The following is an 18,342-nucleotide window of genomic DNA, read 5'->3' on the forward strand; positions in this document are numbered from 1 at the left end:
CCTTAAAAAATGGGTTGGTGGTACACAGGGAATTGATTAGCCATCGCCTTCAATTCTTCTTTCACATGCAATTGCAAACTAACATTATTAATATCATTCAAAATATCTGATATTTTATTCCCTATGATTTCAAATTCTTTAGTTCCCATGCCCCTTGCGCTCAATGCCGCTGATCCAATCCTTATCCCGCTCGTTACAAAAGGGCTGCGCGTTTCGCCAGGAATGGTGTTTTTATTCACAGTGATTCCAGCATTCCCTAATGCAATATCAGCGTCTTTCCCACTATAAGGCTTATCTAAGAAATCCATTAAAAGCAAATGGTTAGAAGTGCCACCGCTCACTAACTTGTGGTTTTTTTCTTTTAACGCTTTAGCGAGAACTTGCATGTTAGATTTCACTAATTTTGCATAAGCTTTAAATTCTGGTTTTAAATTCTCTTTAAACCCCACCGCTTTAGCAGCAATCGCATGCATCAAAGGCCCGCCTTGAGTCCCTGGAAAGATCGCTTTATCAATCTTAGCCGCTATCTCTTCATCATTAGTTAAAATAAGCCCCCCTCTAGGCCCTCTTAAGGTCTTATGAGTGGTGCTTGAAACCACATGGCAATGCGGGAAAGGATGGGCATGCTCATCAGCGACCACAAGCCCTGCCACATGGGCTATATCGCCTAGTAGTAACGCTCCCACTTCATCAGCGATTTCTCTAAATTTCTTAAAATCAATTTCCCTTGGATAGGCTGAAAACCCGCACACGATGATTTCTGGCTTAACGCTTTGAGCGATCTTTAACGCTTCTTCATAATCGATATAGCCATCCAAATTCACGCCATAAGAAAAGCTCTGATAATGCTTGCCGGTTAAACTCACTTTAGCGCCATGCGTTAAATGCCCTCCACAGCTTAAATCCATGCCTAAAATCTTATCATAAGGCTTTAAAAGGGCGTGATAGACAGCGTTATTGGCTTGTGAGCCTGAATGCGCTTGCACGTTAGCGAACTGGCAATTGAAAAGCTTTTTAGCCCTTTCTATGGCTAGGCTTTCTATTTTATCCACCACTTCACAGCCCCCATAATAGCGTTTGTTAGGATAGCCTTCAGCGTATTTATTCGTTAAAATACTCCCCATAGCCTCCATGACACTAGGAAAAGTGTAATTCTCGCTCGCTATCATTTCTAAATGCTCATTTTGCCGCTTATATTCTTCAAAGATCAATTCAAAGATTTCACTATCCGTTTGTTCTAAAAAATACGACATTATTCTCCACTCTCAATATTAAAATCGTTTTTAACAGGACGCATCGCTGGGAATAAAATCACATCTTTAATGCTTTTAGCTCCAGTGAGTAACATCACTAATCGGTCAATGCCTATGCCTTGCCCTGCAGTGGGGGGCATTCCATGGGCTAGGGCCCACACGTAATCTTCATCCATGTATTGGGCTTCTTCATCGCCTTTTTCTTTTTCAGCCACTTGGTTTTTAAAGCGCTCTAGTTGATCTAAGGGATCGTTCAATTCGCTAAAACCATTAGCGATTTCTTTACCTGCAATAAACAATTCAAACCTGTCAGCAATATTAGGGTTACTATCGTTGCGTCTGGCTAGGGGGCTAATTTCAATAGGGTATTCGGTTACAAAAGTGGGGTTAATGAGCTTATGCTCTACAAAATGATCAAACGCTTCAGCGAGCAATTTGCCATGAGTGAGGTTTGGCTCTACTTTGATGCCTTGGTCTAACAAATAAGCTAAAAGCCTGTCTTCTTTTTCTAAAATACCCTTGCTAATGCCCCCTATTGTTTCTAAAGCGTCCAAATAAGAAATCACGCTCGTTTGGTTGAAATCCACTTCCATATCGTTGTAAATGATTTTTGAATCTAAATTTAAAGTCTTTAGCAAGTAGTCAAATAGTCTCTTACTGAGTTCAATCAAATCTTCATAAGTGTGATACGCCCAATAAAATTCAATCATCGTAAATTCGGGGTTATGGCTGTGATCCATGCCCTCATTCCTGAAATTACGATTGATTTCAAACACCGCTTCAAACCCCCCTACAATCAAGCGTTTGAGGTATAATTCTGGAGCGATTCTTAAATACCTCTCCACCTCTAAAGCGTTATGATAAGTGATAAAAGGCCTTGCGTTCGCTCCGCCAGGAATGGGGTGCATCATGGGGGTTTCCACTTCCAAAAACCCTTCCATTTCAAAGAATTTCCGCACGCTAGAGACAATCAAACTGCGCTTTTTAAACACATCTTTAACGCTAGGATTGACGATCAAATCCAAGTAGCGCTGGCGGTAACGCAATTCTATATCGCTCAATCCATGAAACTTTTCAGGTAAAGGCACAATGGTTTTGCTTAAAATATGAAATTCTAGGGCATGAATGCTTAATTCACCGGTTTTGGTAGCAAAAGGGAAGCCTTTCACCAACACAATATCGCCCACTTCTAAATGCTTTTTCAAGCTTTTAAATTCATCGTTCAATTCATTTTGCGAAACATAAGCTTGTAAAATCGCACTCTCATCTTCAATTTTAATAAAACATGCCTTACCCATTAAACGCAAGAGCTTGACCCTCCCTACAACGCTCTCGCATTTTTCTTTGTCTTTAGGCTCTTCTAAATCCTTAACATAAGCGTATTTTTCTAAAAAAGCGGCGTTGGTGAGGCTTCGTTTCAAGCCATTTTTATAAGGGTTTTTGCCTTCTTCTCTCAAGCTATTGGCTTTATGGATGCGTTGTTGGATGTATTGGTTAGAAAACATGTTGTGCCTTTATAGGGGTTCTTTATTAGATGGGGTTGGGATTGGTGGGGTTTGGTTGGGTTTATTGTGTTTTGGCTCTAGCATGTTTTTAGGCAAATCTTTAGCCTTTTCTTTTAAAGCTTCTACGCCCTTATCCGTAGCCTTATTAAAAGACTCTTTATTTTTATTGAAAGATTCTTTATTTTTGACTTCATCGCTCATTTCTTCAAGGTTGTCTTTAAGGTTTTGCTCCACATGTTTGACGCCATCAAGGCGCATGATCTTACTGGCGATGCTTTTCATGGTAGAAAAAAAAGCGCTCTTTTCTTGCAAATAGGCGTTAGCGTCTTTCATTAAATCCATTTTAGAGAGCGCATAAAGGATGAAAGAAAGCACTAAAAAAGTCTTCAAACATGAAAAAATAAACCCTAACGCCTTGTCTATAATGCCTAGACCGCTAAAGACTAACATCTTGCCTAGCAACACTCCAAGAGCTAAAAAAAACACCCAAATGGACGCCAACACCAGTAAAAAACCAATGAGATTGGTCATGGTTTCATTTCTTAAATCATACAAATGCTCTGAAAATAAATTCCCAACAGCCACAGAATAGCGAGACGCCAAATAAACGCCAAGCACAATCCCCAAAGTCGCTGCTATTTCACTCACGAAGCCATGATAAAACCCCCTAATCCCAAAGGCTACCACTACCACAAGTAACGCCAAATCAATATAGTTCAAACCCTAAACCCAAACCTTTCTCTCATTATCTCTATCTCATATAAGGATAGTCGTAGCGTTTTAAAACAAACACCCATCATTCTTAAATCATGCCAATTCACGCTCTTTAGGCTTGAAATTTGAAAATAATAACACAACTTAAAAAAAACTACCCTTAAAAAAATCAATCTAAAATTCTTAAATTAAAATATAGCTATAATACACTAAAACAATCTCAAGGTTTCAAAATCTAGCCATGCGTCTTATTCTGTTCAATCAAAACGCTTTTTTATTGGCATGCATGTTTGTTTCAAGCGTGTATGCGAACGCTGTTTTAGACGCTTATGCGGTTGAAAACCCCTATATTTCTATCATACTCACAAGCCTATTAGCCCCTTTAAGCATTTTAGCGTTTTTAAAAACCCCCAGAAATAGCGCTTTTGCTTTGGGGTTTTTCGTGGGGGTGTTATTGTTTTATTGGTGCGCTTTAAGCTTTCGCTACTCGGATTTCACTTATTTATTACCCTTAATCATTGTTTTAGTAGCGTTAGTTTATGGGGTTTTATTTTATTTGTTGCTCTATTTTGAGAACCCCTATTTTAGGCTTTTGAGTTTTTTAGGCTCTAGTTTTATCCACCCTTTTGGATTTGATTGGTTAGTCCCGGATAGCTTTTTTTCTTATAGCGTGTTTAGAGTGGATAAATTATCTTTAGGGCTTATTTTTTTAGCTTGCATTTTTTTGAGCACTCAAAATCTTAAAAAATACAGAATGATAGGGGTTTTATTGCTGCTTGGCGCGTTGGATTTTCATTTTTTTAAAACAAGCGATTTAAAAGAGGTTGGAAATGTTGAATTAATCTCTACAAAAACGCCCCAAGATGTGAAATTTGATTCAAATTACCTTAACGATATTGAAAACAACATTCTTAAAGAAATCAAGCTCGCTCAAAGCAAGCAAAAAACCTTGATTGTTTTTCCAGAGACCGCCTACCCCATCGCTTTAGAAAATTCCCCCTTTAAAGCTAAACTAGAAGATTTAAGCGATAATATTGCTATTTTAATAGGGACATTACGCACCCAAGGCTATAACCTTTATAACAGCTCGTTTTTATTTTCTAAAGAAAGCGTTCAGATCGCTGATAAAGTGATCTTAGCCCCCTTTGGCGAAACAATGCCTTTACCCAAGTTTCTTCAAAAACCCCTTGAAAAACTCTTTTTTGGCGAGAGCGCTTATTTATACCGCAACGCTCCTCATTTCAGCGATTTTACATTAGACGATTTTACTTTCCGCCCCCTGATTTGCTATGAAGGCACTTCCAAAGCCGCTTATTCAAACAGCCCTTCAAAAGTTTTTATCCTAATGAGCAATAACGCATGGTTTAGCCCAAGCATTGAACCCGCCTTGCAAAGAACGCTTTTAAAATACTATGCAAGGCGTTATGATAAAATCATCTTGCACAGCGCGAATTTTTCAACTTCTTACATTTTAAGCCCTAGTTTATTGGGCGATATTCTTTTTAGGAAACGATCATGATTAAAGCGATTGATATTTCTCATGCTTTTGAAAAACCTCTTTATAATGGCGTGAATTTGCGCATTAAACCCAAAGAAAGCCTAGCGATTTTAGGCGTGAGCGGAAGCGGTAAAAGCACGCTTTTAAGCCATCTAGCCACCATGCTAAAACCGGATAGCGGAACAGTTAGTTTGTTAGAACACCAGGATATTTATGCCTTAAATTCCAAAAAGCTTTTGGAATTGCGACGTTTAAAAGTGGGCATCATTTTTCAATCGCATTACCTTTTTAAGGGTTTTAGCGCTTTAGAAAACTTGCAAGTCGCTTCAATCCTAGCCAAGCAAGAAATAAATCATTCCCTTTTAGAGCAATTAGGCATAGCCCACACCCTAAAACAAGGCGTGGGTGAATTGAGCGGCGGCCAGCAACAACGCTTAAGCATCGCTAGAGTGCTTTCTAAAAAACCTAAAATCATTATCGCTGATGAACCCACCGGGAATTTAGACACCATTAGCGCTAATCAAGTCATCAGCATGCTGCAAAATTACATTGCAGAAAACGAAGGGGCGTTAGTTCTAGCCACGCATGATGAGCATTTGGCTTTCACTTGCTCTCAAGTCTATCGATTAGAAAAAGAAGTTTTGATTAAGGAGAAATAAGAAATGTTGCAACGCCCTAAAATTGTCGCTGAATTGAGCGCTAACCATAACCAGGATCTAAACCTAGCCAAAGAAAGCCTTCATGCCATTAAGGAAAGCGGTGCGGATTTTGTCAAGCTCCAAACCTACACGCCAAGCTGCATGACTTTAGATTCTAAAGAAGATCCTTTCATCATTCAAGGCACTTTATGGGATAAAGAAAATCTGTATGAATTGTATCAAAAGGCTTCTACCCCCCTAGAATGGCATGCTGAATTGTTTGAGTTGGCTAAAAAGCTTGATTTAGGCATTTTTAGCTCGCCCTTTAGCTCAAAAGCCTTAGAGCTTTTAGAGAGCCTAGATTGCCCCATGTATAAAATCGCTAGTTTTGAAATCGTTGATTTGGACTTGATTGAAAAGGCCGCTTGCACACAAAAGCCCATTATCCTTTCTAGCGGTATCGCTACACACACCGAATTGCAAGACGCTATCTCATTGTGCAAAGGAGTGGGTAATTTTGACATCACCCTTTTAAAATGCGTGAGCGCTTATCCTAGCAAAATAGAAGACGCTAATTTATTGAATATGGTTAAATTAGGCGAAACCTTTGGCGTTAAATTTGGCTTGAGCGATCACACGATTGGCTCTCTTTGCCCCATTCTAGCCACCACTTTAGGAGCGAGCATGATAGAAAAGCATTTCATTTTAAACAAATCCTTACAAACCCCAGACAGCGCTTTTAGCATGGATTTTAACGGATTTAAAAGCATGGTTGAAGCCATCAAACAAAGCGTTTTAGCCTTGGGCGAAGAAGAGCCTAAAATCAATCCAAAGACTTTAGAGGAGCGGAGATTCTTTATGCGCTCTTTATTTGTCATTAAGGATATTCAAAAAGGCGAGGCATTGACTAGCGACAATATCAAAGCCTTACGCCCCAACCTTGGCTTACACCCTAAATTCTATAAAGAAATTTTAGGTCAAAAGGCATCAAAATTTTTAAAAGCCAACACCCCTTTAAGCGCTGATGATATAGAACGCTCATTGTAGGTTTGTTTTCATTGAAAAATGGAGGTTTTAAATTTTGTTTTATGGTTTTAGATTTGGTTTTTGATTAAAAATTTTAAAAATTATATTTTAGTTTCTTCCACATTTTTTGCTAGTAACTTTAAAAGATCATTGGATTTCTTATTATAGTTTTGCATTAAAAATTTAGTGTCTATTAAAATTCCTTGTATATTTTCATATTGCTTTAGGTTGTCTCTCCACTCTCCATTTGCAAAGCCTATATTCTCAAAAATATTACCCAATTTTAGCGGATTGTTAAATCTGTTGAATGGCATTAAAAAGATATTGTGAATCTCTTTTTTTGTCTCTAGTTTTGCCGCATATTCACCATAAACAATCTGTTTTATGATGGATGCACTATTGGGTAAATCGCTTGCAACTCCACTTATACCATATTTATAATATTTTGCATCTAATATGTAAATTCTATCGTCAAACAGCATTATGCTATCTGGTTGCAATAAATAATCAGGGTTTTGATTAGAGCACCGCAAATTCCATTTTGTTTTAGGAAAATAAACTTCTTTATTTTTTATGCCAAATGCCTTGTCTATCATTCTTTCCCAAACAACATAAAAATGATATGTTCCAAATTTAAAATCAGTCTTATCCAAAATATTATCATCTTGTAAAAGAATATTTTTCATGGATTGAAAAAGGATTTTCCTGTCATCATTAAAGGTGTTGTTTAGCTTGTTGTCAAGCAGATAAATGCAATAATTTTTATCAGTGGGTAGGTTAAATTTTGGTGGCATAAACGAGCTAAAAACAAAGCCAAATTTAGAAAACGCTTCATGCACACAATATTTGTTTATAGCTGTTATCAATTCATTTTCATTTACCATTTTCCTTTTAACTTGAAAACGAGTATAAACAAAAGAGTTTTTATTGTTAAAAGTTTGAATAATGGGTCTATTTTTCTTAATCGTTTTGGAAAAATTTATCCTGCCTTTTGCGTTATTTTCATAATAGCTCTTATTTTCTATATAATAACCATGCGATAAAAAATATTCTATGACATTTTTATACGCTGTGAGTGGAAAATTTGAGTTTATAATCTCATTTTTATTATTTAACAAATTGTCACATGCAATTGTTTTATTGTATTCTAAAAGAATAGAAACAAGCTTTTTTACATCTACTCTAATGTTTTTATCATCGCTTATATCAAATCCTAGTGGGAAACAAATTTGCAAGTCATTATTGATGCTTCTAATACCTACAAAATTGTCGTTCAATTCATTGTCTGTAAAACAGCGCTGTTTTAAATTAAACATTGAATAAAAGTTCTTTTATATCATCGCTAAAAATATCAAATTGGGTTCTGCCTTTTTCTCTGGTAAAATTCTTTACAACAGCTTCAAGCGTATTAAATTTTATAGTGTTAAATATTATATTTCTATCAAATTTAAAAACATCGTCCCAAAGGTATTTTATAACTTTATGTGCAAAATTTTCTTTGCTCTTTAGATCATCAATACTTACAAAATAAACGCCAAATCGCTTATCTTCCATAGAACTCAGCCCCTCGTTATTTTGAGCTATTTTTTCATTGATGGTGGTGCAAAATTTTTGCCAAGTTATATCGGTATCTAAAATTTTCATATTTTTAAAATCATCATCAACATTTTCAAAGGAATTTTCAATGAGTTGCATAGAAAATCTACGCTGAAAAGCAGTATCTAGTGTGAATACATTTTGATCGCTCGTATTCATTGTAGCGACTATCCATAAATTTGACTGGATTCTTATACTTGCATTTTTATCGTTATGGACAATATTTGCAATATCCGTATTATTGATAGCATACTCACTAGAGCCTTTTTTAAAGCCATCTTTGTCATGTTTTAGTCTGTCAAGAAGTTGAAAAATTTCTCCAAATATGGCAGGTGCATTACCACGATTGATCTCATCAATCACCAGAACATGTTTAGTTTGTGGGTTATGATACGCTTTTTTAAGGATATTTGTAAAAGGTCCAGGATTAAATTTATAACTAACTATACCGCTTTCATCTATTTTACCATCATCTAAAGATCTCGTTTCATTCTCGCTAAAAACCAATAAATGCTTGCTATTATTGATTAAGCCATTTAAAACATTGTATCTTGTGTCAGTGGGTAAAATGATTTCTAATGTGTATTTTTTATAAGATATGTGAGTAAAAAGCAGAATATCATCAACATTTAATTCATAGTTTGATCGGTTTTCTTTTATTTTATCAACTTCTGCCCTGATGATTCTCATAATGCCTCCACCAAATCTGGGATCTGTTGTTAAGAGGATGCTAACTTTATCGTTATAGTTAGATAAGATACCACTCATATCTACTTCGTCTTGGTTGTTGGCTTTATCAAAAAAATGCTCTAAAATACCTCTTGTAATACTGATTCGTTTATTATTAATGATTTGATTATCAATTTTCCTTAAATAAACTTTCATTTTTCACCTTTTTAAACATCTCATTTTTTACAAACTCCCCCCACTGCTCTGCCATCGCCTTTGCAAATCCTGGAAATGTTTTACTCCTCCAAATTTGACGCTCTTTGGCTGATTTTGTTTTGGTCAGTCCATCGCTATACCATTTTACTATTTTTTTACCGCTTTTAAATTCTATAAACTCGCCAGGATCAACGATATTTGTATATTTTAAGGGTGGTAAGTTTTTAAGCCACAAACAAGTCTTTTTTGATGCGCTATCGCCAAAGTGGTAAGGTTGGACTATTTGATTGGGCTTTTTGTATCTTGTATTCATTATGCCAATGGGGTTTTCTATTGCAATATAAGGGATTTTTGCTTCCACTAAATCCATAAAGAATTTTGAAGCTTCTTCTCTGTCTTTTGCACGGTTGGGGAATTTGGGGTGGGGTCTTTTTTGTTCTATGGGCAAATCTTTATCTTTAGGGTGTTAATACCACTTCGCTCCACTAACAGCTAAAAAGGTGCAAGGCGGGTGCGCTATCATCATATCCCATTGCGAAACTTTTGCATGTTTGCCATTTTGCAAAACACCGCCTTTATTTCCAATCACTTCAAAAACATCGCAATTAAAATGCCACTCAGGATGCCCGCCACTACATTCTAATAAATCACAACTATAAGCGTTGAAACCAAGCTTTCTAAATTCATTGCACACCCTTTGGCTTTCTTCACAAGCTACTAAAATATTTATATTAGTTTTTTTCATCTAAGACCTTTGCCACTGCTAGGGCTATATTTTTGGCAAAATTAACTGGCACTGCATTGCCTATCATTTTAAAACAAGCCGCTTGCGATCCGATAAATTCAAAATCATTAGGGAAAGTCTGCAAAATCGCTGCTTCTCTTATGGTGATTGAGCGGCTTTGATTGGCTTCTGGGTGTATAAACATAAAACCATCTTTTTGCAAATGCACCACTAAGGTTGGCGATGGTTTATCCCATTCTAAATTCCTGTATTTGTTATGGTTTGAGACTTTTCCCGTAATCTTAGTGTAAAAGTCAAGCTTTTCTTTTGCAGAAGCGTTATTCATGTTGTTTTCAATCCAAAATTTCATCGCTTTTAAATCTCGTAAATTATTATATCGTGGAAAATTTTGTGTCAAATTATTTGTGCCAATAAGTTCGTGAGAAATGTTTTTATTATTGATTTTTAAGGGCGTTTTGAGTGGTCTAAACTTGGGTAAATGGCCAATAGCGTCTTTAACGCTAAGCGGTGGGTTTTTTGATTTGAGATTGTCTAGATTTTGATAAAATTTGAATAACCATTCTTTATTATCTTTACGAACGCCAAATACAACCACTCGTTTTCTGGTTTGTGGGACTTCATGATCATCGCTAGAATAGATTATCTCTTTCATTTCATTTGGTTTTTTAATTTCATACCCTATTTTTGAAAAAGATTCATAAATCCTATCTTTTACAAATTGATTACCCGGTTTTGCGCTAAGCATGCCAGGAACATTTTCAAACACAAAGCATTGTGGTTGGTAATAATCAACTATTTTAACAAAACTTTCAAAAAGATAATTCCTATAATCATATTTCATAGAGTGTTTATCTTGCACTCTACCCACAAGAGAATAAGCTTGACAAGGAGGACCGCCAAAGATAACATCTATTTTTTTACCACTAATTACGCCATTTAACCCAAATTGGCTAACGCTTTCATCATTATCAGATCCATAAATTTTAAGAGTTTCATCACTCCAAGAGCCATTTATCAATTCATCAGTTTTTTGAATATCAAATTTAATAACTCTTTTTTTTGTTTCTTTTTCACTAATCTTGAAGCGTTTGTTTAAAGCGTTTCTCAGTGTAGCAACCATAGGTTTTTCCCACTCAATGTGGGCTAAAATATTGAATCTATTTGTATTCGCAAAGCCCAATGATAAACCGCCAGCCCCACTAAATAAATCTATGCAATTATATTTGCTCATTTAAACTCTTAACGCCATCATGGTATTGTAAAGTCTGTTTGATATTTTATTTCTTGTTTCATTCTATCCGCCAACTATCTTCTGCTTTAGTATGATTGTAGCAAAATAAATTGGGTCAAAATAATTTAAGTGGATTTTTATATCTATTTCAATAAAACTCGGTGCAAGTCCTTATGTCTAAACTCACACTCTTTTAAATGGGGTAATAAAATTCTCTCTCTTTTATCCCCCTAACCCCCAAAGAATGCTTTTTAAGAGATTATCCGCTTGATTATATCAATCTTTTATATCAATCTCTTATGTTTAATCTTAAAAAATGCCTTTGAATATTTTTATTGACAATCAATAAAAAAGCTAATCCATTTTAAATAATTTTTAACCACAGATTCCACACGCATTTTAAACAAAGCTCAAATAAGGGGCTGATAACACCCCTTATGACAAAAAGGCTGTGTTTAAAAACGCTAACTCAATAAAAAGATAATCTCATTTCACCTTTTCAAGATACTCTTCTGTTTCGGTATTCACCTTAATCGTCTCACCCTCTAAAACATGGAAAGGCACTTGCACGACCACACCGGTTTCTAAAGTCGCTGGTTTTTTGCTCGTGCTGGAAGTATCGCCCTTAAAATTAGGAGCCGTTTCCACAATCTTTAAAGCCACAACTTGCGGCACATCCACTGAAATCGCCTTGTCATTATGCAATAAAACCTGCACTTGCATGCCGTCTAGCATCCATTTAGAAGCCTCACCCACTTGAGAGTCGTTCAAAGCGATTTGCTCATAGCTCTCTATATCCATGAATTGGTATGTATCGCCATCATGATAAAGGTATTGCATCGTTTTTTCAACCAGATTAGGCTCTTCGCACTTATCCCCCGCATGGAAAGTCTTCTCAATCACCTTACCATCTAAAAACGACTTGATTTTCGCACGCACAAAAGCCGCACCCTTGCCGGGCTTGACATGTTGGTATTCTACGATCCTATAAGGCACACCACCCAATTCAATTTTTAAGCCCTTTTTGAGCTCACTCATCCCAATTGCCATGTTACACTCTTTCCTTGTTGGTTAAATTTTATTAGCGCTACCCAAAAGTTTCATGCGCTCTTTGACCACATTTTTAAGCGCTAATTGGGCCGGAGAAAAAAACTTCCTCAAATCAAATTGACTCTTATCTTCATTGGCTACCTTGCGCACTTCTGCGATGAAAGCGATCCTTAAATCCGTATCGGTATTGACCTTATTGATCCCCCCTTTTATAGATTCTTGTAAAAATTTAAAAGGTACACCCTTAGAGCCTTTCAAATCGCCTCCAGCGTCCAAATAAGATTTCCTCACATCATCTGGTATCGCGCTCGCTCCATGCAAAACTAAAGGGATATTAGTGAGTCTTTTGACTTCTTGCAAGCGTTCAAAATCCAATTTTGGCTCGCCCTTAAACTTAAACGCTCCATGGCTTGTCCCAATGGCTGGGGCTAAGTAATCCACTTGAGATTCTTTGACAAACTGCTCCGCTTCTTTAGGATTCACTAACACGGCGTCTTTTTCATCTACTGAAATATTGTCTTCAATCCCCATCAAACGCCCCAACTCCGCTTCCACGCTCACTCCAGCGTTATGCGCCATTTTGACCACTTTAGAAGTCAATTCCAAATTTTCTTCAAAAGCATGGTGAGACGCGTCAATCATCACAGAAGTGAAGCCCGCTTTCACGGCTTTTTCGCAGCTTTCAAAAGTCGTGCCATGATCTAGGTGTAAGGCTACAGGAATGTGCGGATAGCGTTCGCACATGATTTTCACCATGCCTACCGCCATATCAATCCCCATGTATTTGATCGCTCCTTCACTCGCTTGAATGAAAAGCGGGGAATTTTCCTCATTTCCTGCTTCAAAAATAGCGTTTAGCATTTCAAAATTCACGAAATTAAACGCCCCCACCCCATAACCTTCTTTATGGGCTTTCAATAAGATTTCATTGCCTTTAACTAACATGATAACACCTCATCAATTACTTGTTGATAACAATTTTAGCGTGCTTCCTTAATTCCTCGATTCGTTGATTCATGCGTTCTTGGAAAAGCTTTTCTTGTAACATCCCCTTAATGGTGGGTTTGGCTTGCTCATAAGTATAAGTTACAGGGCTGTCTTTTGAAATCAAATAAATAATATGATAACCAAACTCTGTTTTAACAGGGGTTTTAGTGTAATCCCCAGGAGTTAAAGCGAAAGCGGCTTTAGAAAAATCCGGAGCCATTTGGTTCTTTTGGAATTTCCCCAAATCACCGCCATTTTGCGCGTTCTTACTGTTAGGATCAATCGTATCCCGATTGGCTAACTCAATGAATTTGGCTTCTTTTTTAGCCTTTGGCTGTTTGTCAATCTCAGAAATAATCCGTTTAGCCTCATCTTCGGTTTTCACTAAAATATGCCTAGCATGGGCTTCTTGCTTGACAAAAAGCTGATCTTTATTAGCGTTGTAAAAATCTTGCATTTCTTTTTCTGGGATTTGGACTTTTTTCACTTCTTCAGCCTGTTTTTTAGCCCAAAATTCCACTAAAGCCTGTTTTTTAACCGCTTCCATCATCGCTTTAAATTCTGGAGTCTGATTAAGCTTTTCTGCCTTAGCCTCATTTTCTACAAGCGCAGTGCGGATAGCTTGCTCAATCAAGGCTTCTTTTTCTTTCTCTTTAAGCTTGTCAAAATCAAAATTAGGATTTCGTTGCTTAATCATGTCAAAATCGCTTTTGGTGATAGGCCTGCCATCCACTGTCGCTAACACGCCTGCTGAAGAATCAGTCGTTTTTTTCGTGTTATGTGTAGCGTTATTCGCGTTATGAACCGGCTTAGCCACCAAAAACGACGCGCTCAACGCGCCCACTAACGCTAAATTTAAGATATTTTTTTTCATTGTGTGTTCTCCACTCTAAACTAATTTTCATCATTAAATCTACATTATAGCAAATTTAAAACAAAATCAGCTATCATGATTATAGAAAACTCACATTGAGGGGTAAGAAATGCTTAAAGTTATTCATTCCATTCAAAGTGGGTAAAAATGTTCGCCTCAGATGTTGTAATAATATTGATTATCTTTTTTGGTGTTATTTTTATTCTTTTTGGAAAGGAAAAGAATGTTAAAAAGGATTCAAAAATTCTCGATGCAATTATGAATATAATATTCGTAATTATTGTTGTATGTATTCTCTTTCCTTGGTTACCATGGTTATTATTTTTTATATTTGGTTTTTTAGCATTGCATGTTATTCCATATTAAGTAATTTCTATACCTTTAGTCAATCTCATGTTGATAAGCTTACTATATAAGATTAAGGGACTTTGCGCTTAAATACCCCCTAAAAAGTGAGTTTAAAAAAGGCTTATGGTTTTGTTTCTATCCATTTTTAAAAAAAGTTTTAATGATTTTTTAAGCGCCAGAATGCTTTTAATCAATCTTAGCCCTATCCTTTTGAGTTTGGCGTTTTTTGGAGCTGTTTTTTACTACAATGGCGGGAGTATTGTGGGTTATTGCCAAACTTTATTACCGCAATCTTTGAATGATTATTCCCATTCTCAAGGCTTTTTTGCTGGCGTGTTCGCATGGGTTTTTAAAGCGTTAGTGTATTTTCTTATTTTTTGGATCGTGATTCTTTTGAGTTTGGTCATCAATATTTTTGCGTCTATTTTTTACACCCCTTTAGTGGTCTCTTATTTGCACCAAAAATATTATCCCCATGTCGTTTTAGAAGAATTTGGCTCTATCCTTTTTTCTATTAAATATTTTTTAAAATCGCTCGCTTTTATGCTTTTATTCTTAGCGGTTTTAACGCCCCTTTATTTCATTCCCTTTATAGGAGTCTTTGGGGTCTTTTTTTCCATAATTGTGCATTTTCTTTTTTTCAAAAACACCATGAGTTTGGATATAGCCAGCATGATTTTTAATTATCAAAGCTATCAAAATTTACTCAAACAGCACCGATTGAAGCATTATCGTTTCTCGTTTTTTTGCTATCTTTTTTCCTTGATTCCTTTTTTTAATTTTTTTGCCACCTTGTTGCAAACCCTTATGCTAGCACACTACTTTTTTATCCTTAAAGAAAAAGAATGTTAGATTTTCTCCAAGAGCTTAGCACCCCCCATGTTAGGGATTTTTTCTTGTTGTTTTTAAGGGTTAGCGGGGTGTTATCTTTTTTCCCTTTTTTTGAAAACCATTTAGTGCCTTTGTCGGTGCGTGGGGCTTTGAGCTTGTATGTGAGCGCGATTTTTTACCCCACTTTAGAGTTTTCAAACGCCGCTTACACGCCAGAGAGTTTTATCATCGCTTGTTTATGCGAGCTGTTTTTAGGGGTGTGCGCGTCTGTCTTTTTACAAATCGTCTTTGCAAGCTTAGTGTTTGCAACCGATAGCATCAGCTTTTCTATGGGGCTTACGATGGCGAGCGCGTATGATCCTATTTCAGGATCGCAAAAACCCATTGTGGGGCAAGCCCTTTTATTGTTAGCGATTTTAATTTTATTGGATTTATCGTTCCACCATCAAATCATTTTGTTTGTGGATCACAGCTTAAGAGCCGTCCCTTTAGGGCAATTTGTCTTTGAGCCAGCGTTGGCTAAAAACATTGTCAAAGCCTTTTCGCATTTGTTTGTCATAGGGTTTTCTATGGCGTTCCCTATTTTATGCTTGGTGTTATTGAGCGATATTATTTTTGGCATGATCATGAAAACCCACCCTCAGTTCAACCTGCTCGCTATCGGGTTTCCGGTTAAAATTGCGATCGGGTTTGTGGGCATTATTTTAATCGCTTCGGCTATCATGGGGCGTTTTAAAGAAGAAATCAGCTTGGCCTTTAGCGCCATTAGCAAAATCTTTTAAAGGATCAATATGATTAGTTTTAAAGAAGCTCTAAAAATCCATTCTAGCATTCCCCTAAAACCCTTAGAAGTAGAGGTTGTCTCTTTGTTTGAAAGCATAGGGCGTATTCTAGCAGAGGATATTATTTGCACTCACGCCTTGCCTAAATTCAATCAAAGCGCAATGGATGGCTATGGGTTTAAAATGCGAGACTTGGGCCAAAAAACTCAAGTCATCCAGCACATCTTTGCCGGAGATGATGTGAGTGCTTTAGAAGTTAAAGAGAATGAATGCGTTAAAATCATGACTGGAGCGATGGTGCCAAAGGGAATAGAAACGATTGTCCCTATAGAGTGCATGCTAGAGAGTCATAAAGATTTCGCCCTAGCTCCTAAAGATTTTAAAATTCACGCCAATATCCGTCAAAAGGGCGAGAACGCTTCTTTAAACAGCGTGTTAGTCCCTAAAAATACCCGTTTGAATTATGGGCATATCGCACTCATTGCCTCTCAAGGGTTCAAAGAAATCAAAGCGTTTAGGAAATTAAAAATCGCTCTCTTTAGCAGCGGCGATGAATTAGTGCCTTTAGGGCAAAACGCCCTAGAATGCCAGGTTTATGATGTTAATTCAGTGGGTGTTTTTAACATGCTTAAAAACTACAACACGCATTTTCTAGGGGTTTTAAAAGACGATAAAGATTTACAACTTAAAATACTTGAATTACAAGATTATGATGTCATCCTTTCAAGCGCAGGGGTGAGCGTGGGGGATAAAGACTTTTTTAAAGACGCTTTGAAAGAAAAAAACGCCCTTTTTTATTACGAAAAAGTCAATCTCAAACCGGGAAAACCGGTAACTTTAGCCCAACTCAATCAAAGCATTATTATAGGCTTACCGGGTAATCCTTTGAGTTGCTTATTGGTTTTACGAGTTTTGATTCTACCCTTATTGGAGCGCTTATCTTTAAATAAAGACTTTGAATTAAAGCCCTTTAAGGCTCAAATCAATGCCCCTTTAAAGCTTAAAGACAAACGCGCGTATTTAATTTTAGGCAACTATTCAAACCACCAATTCATTCCTTACAACAACAACCGCTATGAATCAGGAGCGATTCAAGCCCTTGCGCGAGTGGATTCTATCGCTTTAATTGATGAAGGAGTGGGATTGGTTCAGGGCGAAATTGAAATTTTAAGGTTTGAAAATTAAAATGGCTTTTAACAATGCTATAATGGCAAGTTCAAAACCCCACTCATAAAGGTTCTGTTTGTGGATAACTACACCTATAGCGAATTGTTAAAAAGCTTGCAAAACAAATGCGATAATATCGCTTTAATCATCAAGCCTGAAAGGATCAAACAAGAATTAGAACGCATTGAAAAAGAGCAAGAAGACCCTAATTTTTGGCAAGATGTTTTAAAGGCTAGAGACACCAATAAAGAAAAAGTACGCTTGAACCGCTTGCTAGAAACCTATCAAAAAACCAAAAATTCTTTAGATGAAAGCGTGGAATTGTTTGAACTCGCTCAAAACGATAACGATGAGATTACTTTATCCTTGCTCTATGAAGAGGCTCCTGTTTTAGAGCACAGCGTCCAAAAAGTGGAAATTGAAATCATGTTAAGCGGTGAAAACGATGCCTCAAACGCTATTATCACCATTCAGCCTGGAGCGGGGGGGACTGAAAGCCAAGATTGGGCGAGTATTTTATATCGCATGTATTTGAGGTGGGCAGAAAGAAGGGGCTTTAAAAGCGAGATTTTAGATTATCAAGATGGCGAAGAAGCGGGCATTAAAGGGGTCGCCTTTATCATTAAGGGCGAAAATGCTTATGGCTATTTGAAAAACGAGAGCGGGGTGCATAGGCTTGTAAGGATTTCGCCCTTTGATGCGAACGCCAAACGGCACACGAGTTTTGCGAGCGTGCAAATTAGCCCTGAATTAGACGATGATATTGATATAGAAATTGATGAAAAAGATGTCCGTTATGATTATTACAGAGCCAGTGGGGCAGGCGGTCAGCATGTCAATAAAACAGAAAGTGCGGTCAGGATCACGCATTTCCCTACCGGTATTGTGGTGCAATGCCAAAACGACAGGAGCCAGCATAAAAACAAAGCGAGCGCGTTAAAAATGCTTAAATCCAAGCTTTATGAATTGGAATTAGAAAAGCAACAAAGCAGCGCCAAAAATGAAGAAAAAAGCGAGATCGGTTGGGGGCATCAAATAAGAAGCTATGTTTTAGCCCCCTACCAGCAAGTCAAAGACGCGCGCTCCAATATTGCTTATAGCAATGTGGAAGCGATTTTAGACGGCGATATTGATGCGATTTTAGAGGGCGTTTTGATTGCTAAAGCTTAAGTGCGCTAAAATGACAGCCAATCAATTATGGTTACTATAAAA

At 37.0% G+C, this 18,342-nt stretch carries 17 protein-coding genes and 1 pseudogene; 8 read left to right on the plus strand and 10 right to left on the minus strand.

Translation table 11 applies throughout. The features are described from left to right. Positions 1-2 precede the first annotated feature (2 nt). From EXS92_RS01490 to EXS92_RS01500, 3 genes are read right to left on the minus strand one after another with little or no spacing between them, the layout of a single operon-like run. The gene (locus EXS92_RS01490; protein WP_165515326.1) at positions 3-1,253 is read right to left on the minus strand and encodes a serine hydroxymethyltransferase; all 1,251 of its coding nucleotides are present in this window, start codon (positions 1,251-1,253) and stop codon (positions 3-5) included. Then, on the minus strand, positions 1,253-2,758 hold the full coding sequence (lysS, locus tag EXS92_RS01495) for a lysine--tRNA ligase (protein WP_165515327.1): 1,506 nt from the start codon (positions 2,756-2,758) through the stop codon (positions 1,253-1,255). The genes EXS92_RS01490 and lysS overlap by 1 nt, the downstream gene beginning before the upstream one ends. Before the next feature lie 9 nt (positions 2,759-2,767). Further along, a complete protein-coding gene (locus EXS92_RS01500) occupies positions 2,768-3,478 on the minus strand; it encodes a CvpA family protein (protein ID WP_165515328.1) in 711 nt (236 codons plus the stop codon). Positions 3,479-3,713: 235 nt separating this feature from the next. Here EXS92_RS01500 and EXS92_RS01505 point away from each other — a divergent pair, with 235 nt between their 5' ends. Genes EXS92_RS01505 through pseI form a run of 3 tightly spaced genes read left to right on the plus strand, consistent with a single transcriptional unit; the run spans position 3,714 to position 6,655 of the window. Further along, positions 3,714-4,991, plus strand: coding sequence for an apolipoprotein N-acyltransferase (locus tag EXS92_RS01505; RefSeq protein ID WP_165515329.1), 1,278 nt, complete (start codon positions 3,714-3,716; stop codon positions 4,989-4,991). After that, positions 4,988-5,629: an ABC transporter ATP-binding protein gene (locus EXS92_RS01510; RefSeq protein ID WP_097568562.1), complete on the plus strand. Its 642-nt coding sequence runs from the start codon at positions 4,988-4,990 to the stop codon at positions 5,627-5,629. Before EXS92_RS01505 ends, EXS92_RS01510 begins: the two co-directional genes overlap by 4 nt. A gap of 3 nt (positions 5,630-5,632) precedes the next feature. Continuing rightward, a complete protein-coding gene (pseI, locus tag EXS92_RS01515) occupies positions 5,633-6,655 on the plus strand; it encodes a pseudaminic acid synthase (RefSeq protein ID WP_165515330.1) in 1,023 nt (340 codons plus the stop codon). An 80-nt stretch (positions 6,656-6,735) separates the two neighbouring features. Here the strand turns inward: pseI and EXS92_RS01520 are convergent, their stop codons facing one another. The 7 genes and pseudogenes from EXS92_RS01520 to cbf2 form a co-directional block, all read right to left on the minus strand. Beyond that, positions 6,736-7,950: an LlaJI family restriction endonuclease gene (locus tag EXS92_RS01520; RefSeq protein WP_165515331.1), complete on the minus strand. Its 1,215-nt coding sequence runs from the start codon at positions 7,948-7,950 to the stop codon at positions 6,736-6,738. Continuing rightward, complete coding sequence (locus EXS92_RS01525) at positions 7,943-9,115, minus strand: AAA family ATPase (protein WP_165515332.1); 1,173 nt, start codon at positions 9,113-9,115, stop codon at positions 7,943-7,945. The genes EXS92_RS01520 and EXS92_RS01525 overlap by 8 nt, the downstream gene beginning before the upstream one ends. Then, a pseudogene (locus EXS92_RS08115) lies at positions 9,090-9,860 on the minus strand (hypothetical protein). Before EXS92_RS08115 ends, EXS92_RS01525 begins: the two are co-directional and overlap by 26 nt. After that, positions 9,847-11,091 (minus strand): DNA cytosine methyltransferase, encoded by a 1,245-nt coding sequence (locus EXS92_RS01535; protein ID WP_000049816.1) that lies wholly within the window; start codon positions 11,089-11,091, stop codon positions 9,847-9,849. The pseudogene EXS92_RS08115 and the gene EXS92_RS01535 overlap by 14 nt, the downstream one beginning before the upstream one ends. Before the next feature lie 486 nt (positions 11,092-11,577). Further along, positions 11,578-12,141 (minus strand): elongation factor P, encoded by a 564-nt coding sequence (gene efp / locus EXS92_RS01540; protein ID WP_127975363.1) that lies wholly within the window; start codon positions 12,139-12,141, stop codon positions 11,578-11,580. A 21-nt stretch (positions 12,142-12,162) separates the two neighbouring features. Then, positions 12,163-13,086, minus strand: a complete 924-nt coding sequence (locus EXS92_RS01545; protein WP_050830693.1) for a class II fructose-bisphosphate aldolase — start codon at positions 13,084-13,086, stop codon at positions 12,163-12,165. 16 nt (positions 13,087-13,102) lie between these two features. Continuing rightward, the gene (cbf2, locus tag EXS92_RS01550; RefSeq protein WP_165515333.1) at positions 13,103-14,002 is read right to left on the minus strand and encodes a peptidylprolyl isomerase CBF2; all 900 of its coding nucleotides are present in this window, start codon (positions 14,000-14,002) and stop codon (positions 13,103-13,105) included. 147 nt (positions 14,003-14,149) lie between these two features. Here cbf2 and EXS92_RS07965 point away from each other — a divergent pair, with 147 nt between their 5' ends. From EXS92_RS07965 to prfB, 5 genes are all read left to right on the plus strand, one after another. Next, the gene (locus EXS92_RS07965; protein WP_242673973.1) at positions 14,150-14,368 is read left to right on the plus strand and encodes a hypothetical protein; all 219 of its coding nucleotides are present in this window, start codon (positions 14,150-14,152) and stop codon (positions 14,366-14,368) included. Between the two features lie 105 nt (positions 14,369-14,473). Continuing rightward, on the plus strand, positions 14,474-15,202 hold the full coding sequence (locus EXS92_RS01555) for an EI24 domain-containing protein (protein ID WP_165515334.1): 729 nt from the start codon (positions 14,474-14,476) through the stop codon (positions 15,200-15,202). Further along, positions 15,196-15,963, plus strand: a complete 768-nt coding sequence (gene fliR / locus EXS92_RS01560) for a flagellar biosynthetic protein FliR (RefSeq protein ID WP_165515335.1) — start codon at positions 15,196-15,198, stop codon at positions 15,961-15,963. Before EXS92_RS01555 ends, fliR begins: the two co-directional genes overlap by 7 nt. 9 nt (positions 15,964-15,972) lie before the next feature. Then, the gene (locus tag EXS92_RS01565; protein ID WP_078262505.1) at positions 15,973-17,148 is read left to right on the plus strand and encodes a molybdopterin molybdotransferase MoeA; all 1,176 of its coding nucleotides are present in this window, start codon (positions 15,973-15,975) and stop codon (positions 17,146-17,148) included. A 60-nt stretch (positions 17,149-17,208) separates the two neighbouring features. Then, a complete protein-coding gene (gene prfB, locus EXS92_RS01570; protein WP_120808246.1) occupies positions 17,209-18,300 on the plus strand; it encodes a peptide chain release factor 2 in 1,092 nt (363 codons plus the stop codon). The last annotated feature ends 42 nt before the right edge of the window (positions 18,301-18,342 follow it).

Source organism: Helicobacter pylori (assembly GCF_011175115.1).
Lineage (GTDB): Bacteria > Campylobacterota > Campylobacteria > Campylobacterales > Helicobacteraceae > Helicobacter > Helicobacter pylori_DF.

Coding starts and splice junctions, on each gene's coding strand:
- EXS92_RS01490 (WP_165515326.1), bottom strand. CDS start 1,253: ATGTCGTATTTTTTAGAACAAACGGATAGTGAAATCTTTGAATTGATC.
- lysS (WP_165515327.1), bottom strand. CDS start 2,758: ATGTTTTCTAACCAATACATCCAACAACGCATCCATAAAGCCAATAGC.
- EXS92_RS01505 (WP_165515329.1), top strand. CDS start 3,714: ATGCGTCTTATTCTGTTCAATCAAAACGCTTTTTTATTGGCATGCATG.
- EXS92_RS01510 (WP_097568562.1), top strand. CDS start 4,988: ATGATTAAAGCGATTGATATTTCTCATGCTTTTGAAAAACCTCTTTAT.
- pseI (WP_165515330.1), top strand. CDS start 5,633: ATGTTGCAACGCCCTAAAATTGTCGCTGAATTGAGCGCTAACCATAAC.
- EXS92_RS01520 (WP_165515331.1), bottom strand. CDS start 7,950: ATGTTTAATTTAAAACAGCGCTGTTTTACAGACAATGAATTGAACGAC.
- EXS92_RS01525 (WP_165515332.1), bottom strand. CDS start 9,115: ATGAAAGTTTATTTAAGGAAAATTGATAATCAAATCATTAATAATAAA.
- EXS92_RS01535 (WP_000049816.1), bottom strand. CDS start 11,091: ATGAGCAAATATAATTGCATAGATTTATTTAGTGGGGCTGGCGGTTTA.
- efp (WP_127975363.1), bottom strand. CDS start 12,141: ATGGCAATTGGGATGAGTGAGCTCAAAAAGGGCTTAAAAATTGAATTG.
- EXS92_RS01545 (WP_050830693.1), bottom strand. CDS start 13,086: ATGTTAGTTAAAGGCAATGAAATCTTATTGAAAGCCCATAAAGAAGGT.
- cbf2 (WP_165515333.1), bottom strand. CDS start 14,002: ATGAAAAAAAATATCTTAAATTTAGCGTTAGTGGGCGCGTTGAGCGCG.
- EXS92_RS07965 (WP_242673973.1), top strand. CDS start 14,150: ATGTTCGCCTCAGATGTTGTAATAATATTGATTATCTTTTTTGGTGTT.
- EXS92_RS01555 (WP_165515334.1), top strand. CDS start 14,474: ATGGTTTTGTTTCTATCCATTTTTAAAAAAAGTTTTAATGATTTTTTA.
- fliR (WP_165515335.1), top strand. CDS start 15,196: ATGTTAGATTTTCTCCAAGAGCTTAGCACCCCCCATGTTAGGGATTTT.
- EXS92_RS01565 (WP_078262505.1), top strand. CDS start 15,973: ATGATTAGTTTTAAAGAAGCTCTAAAAATCCATTCTAGCATTCCCCTA.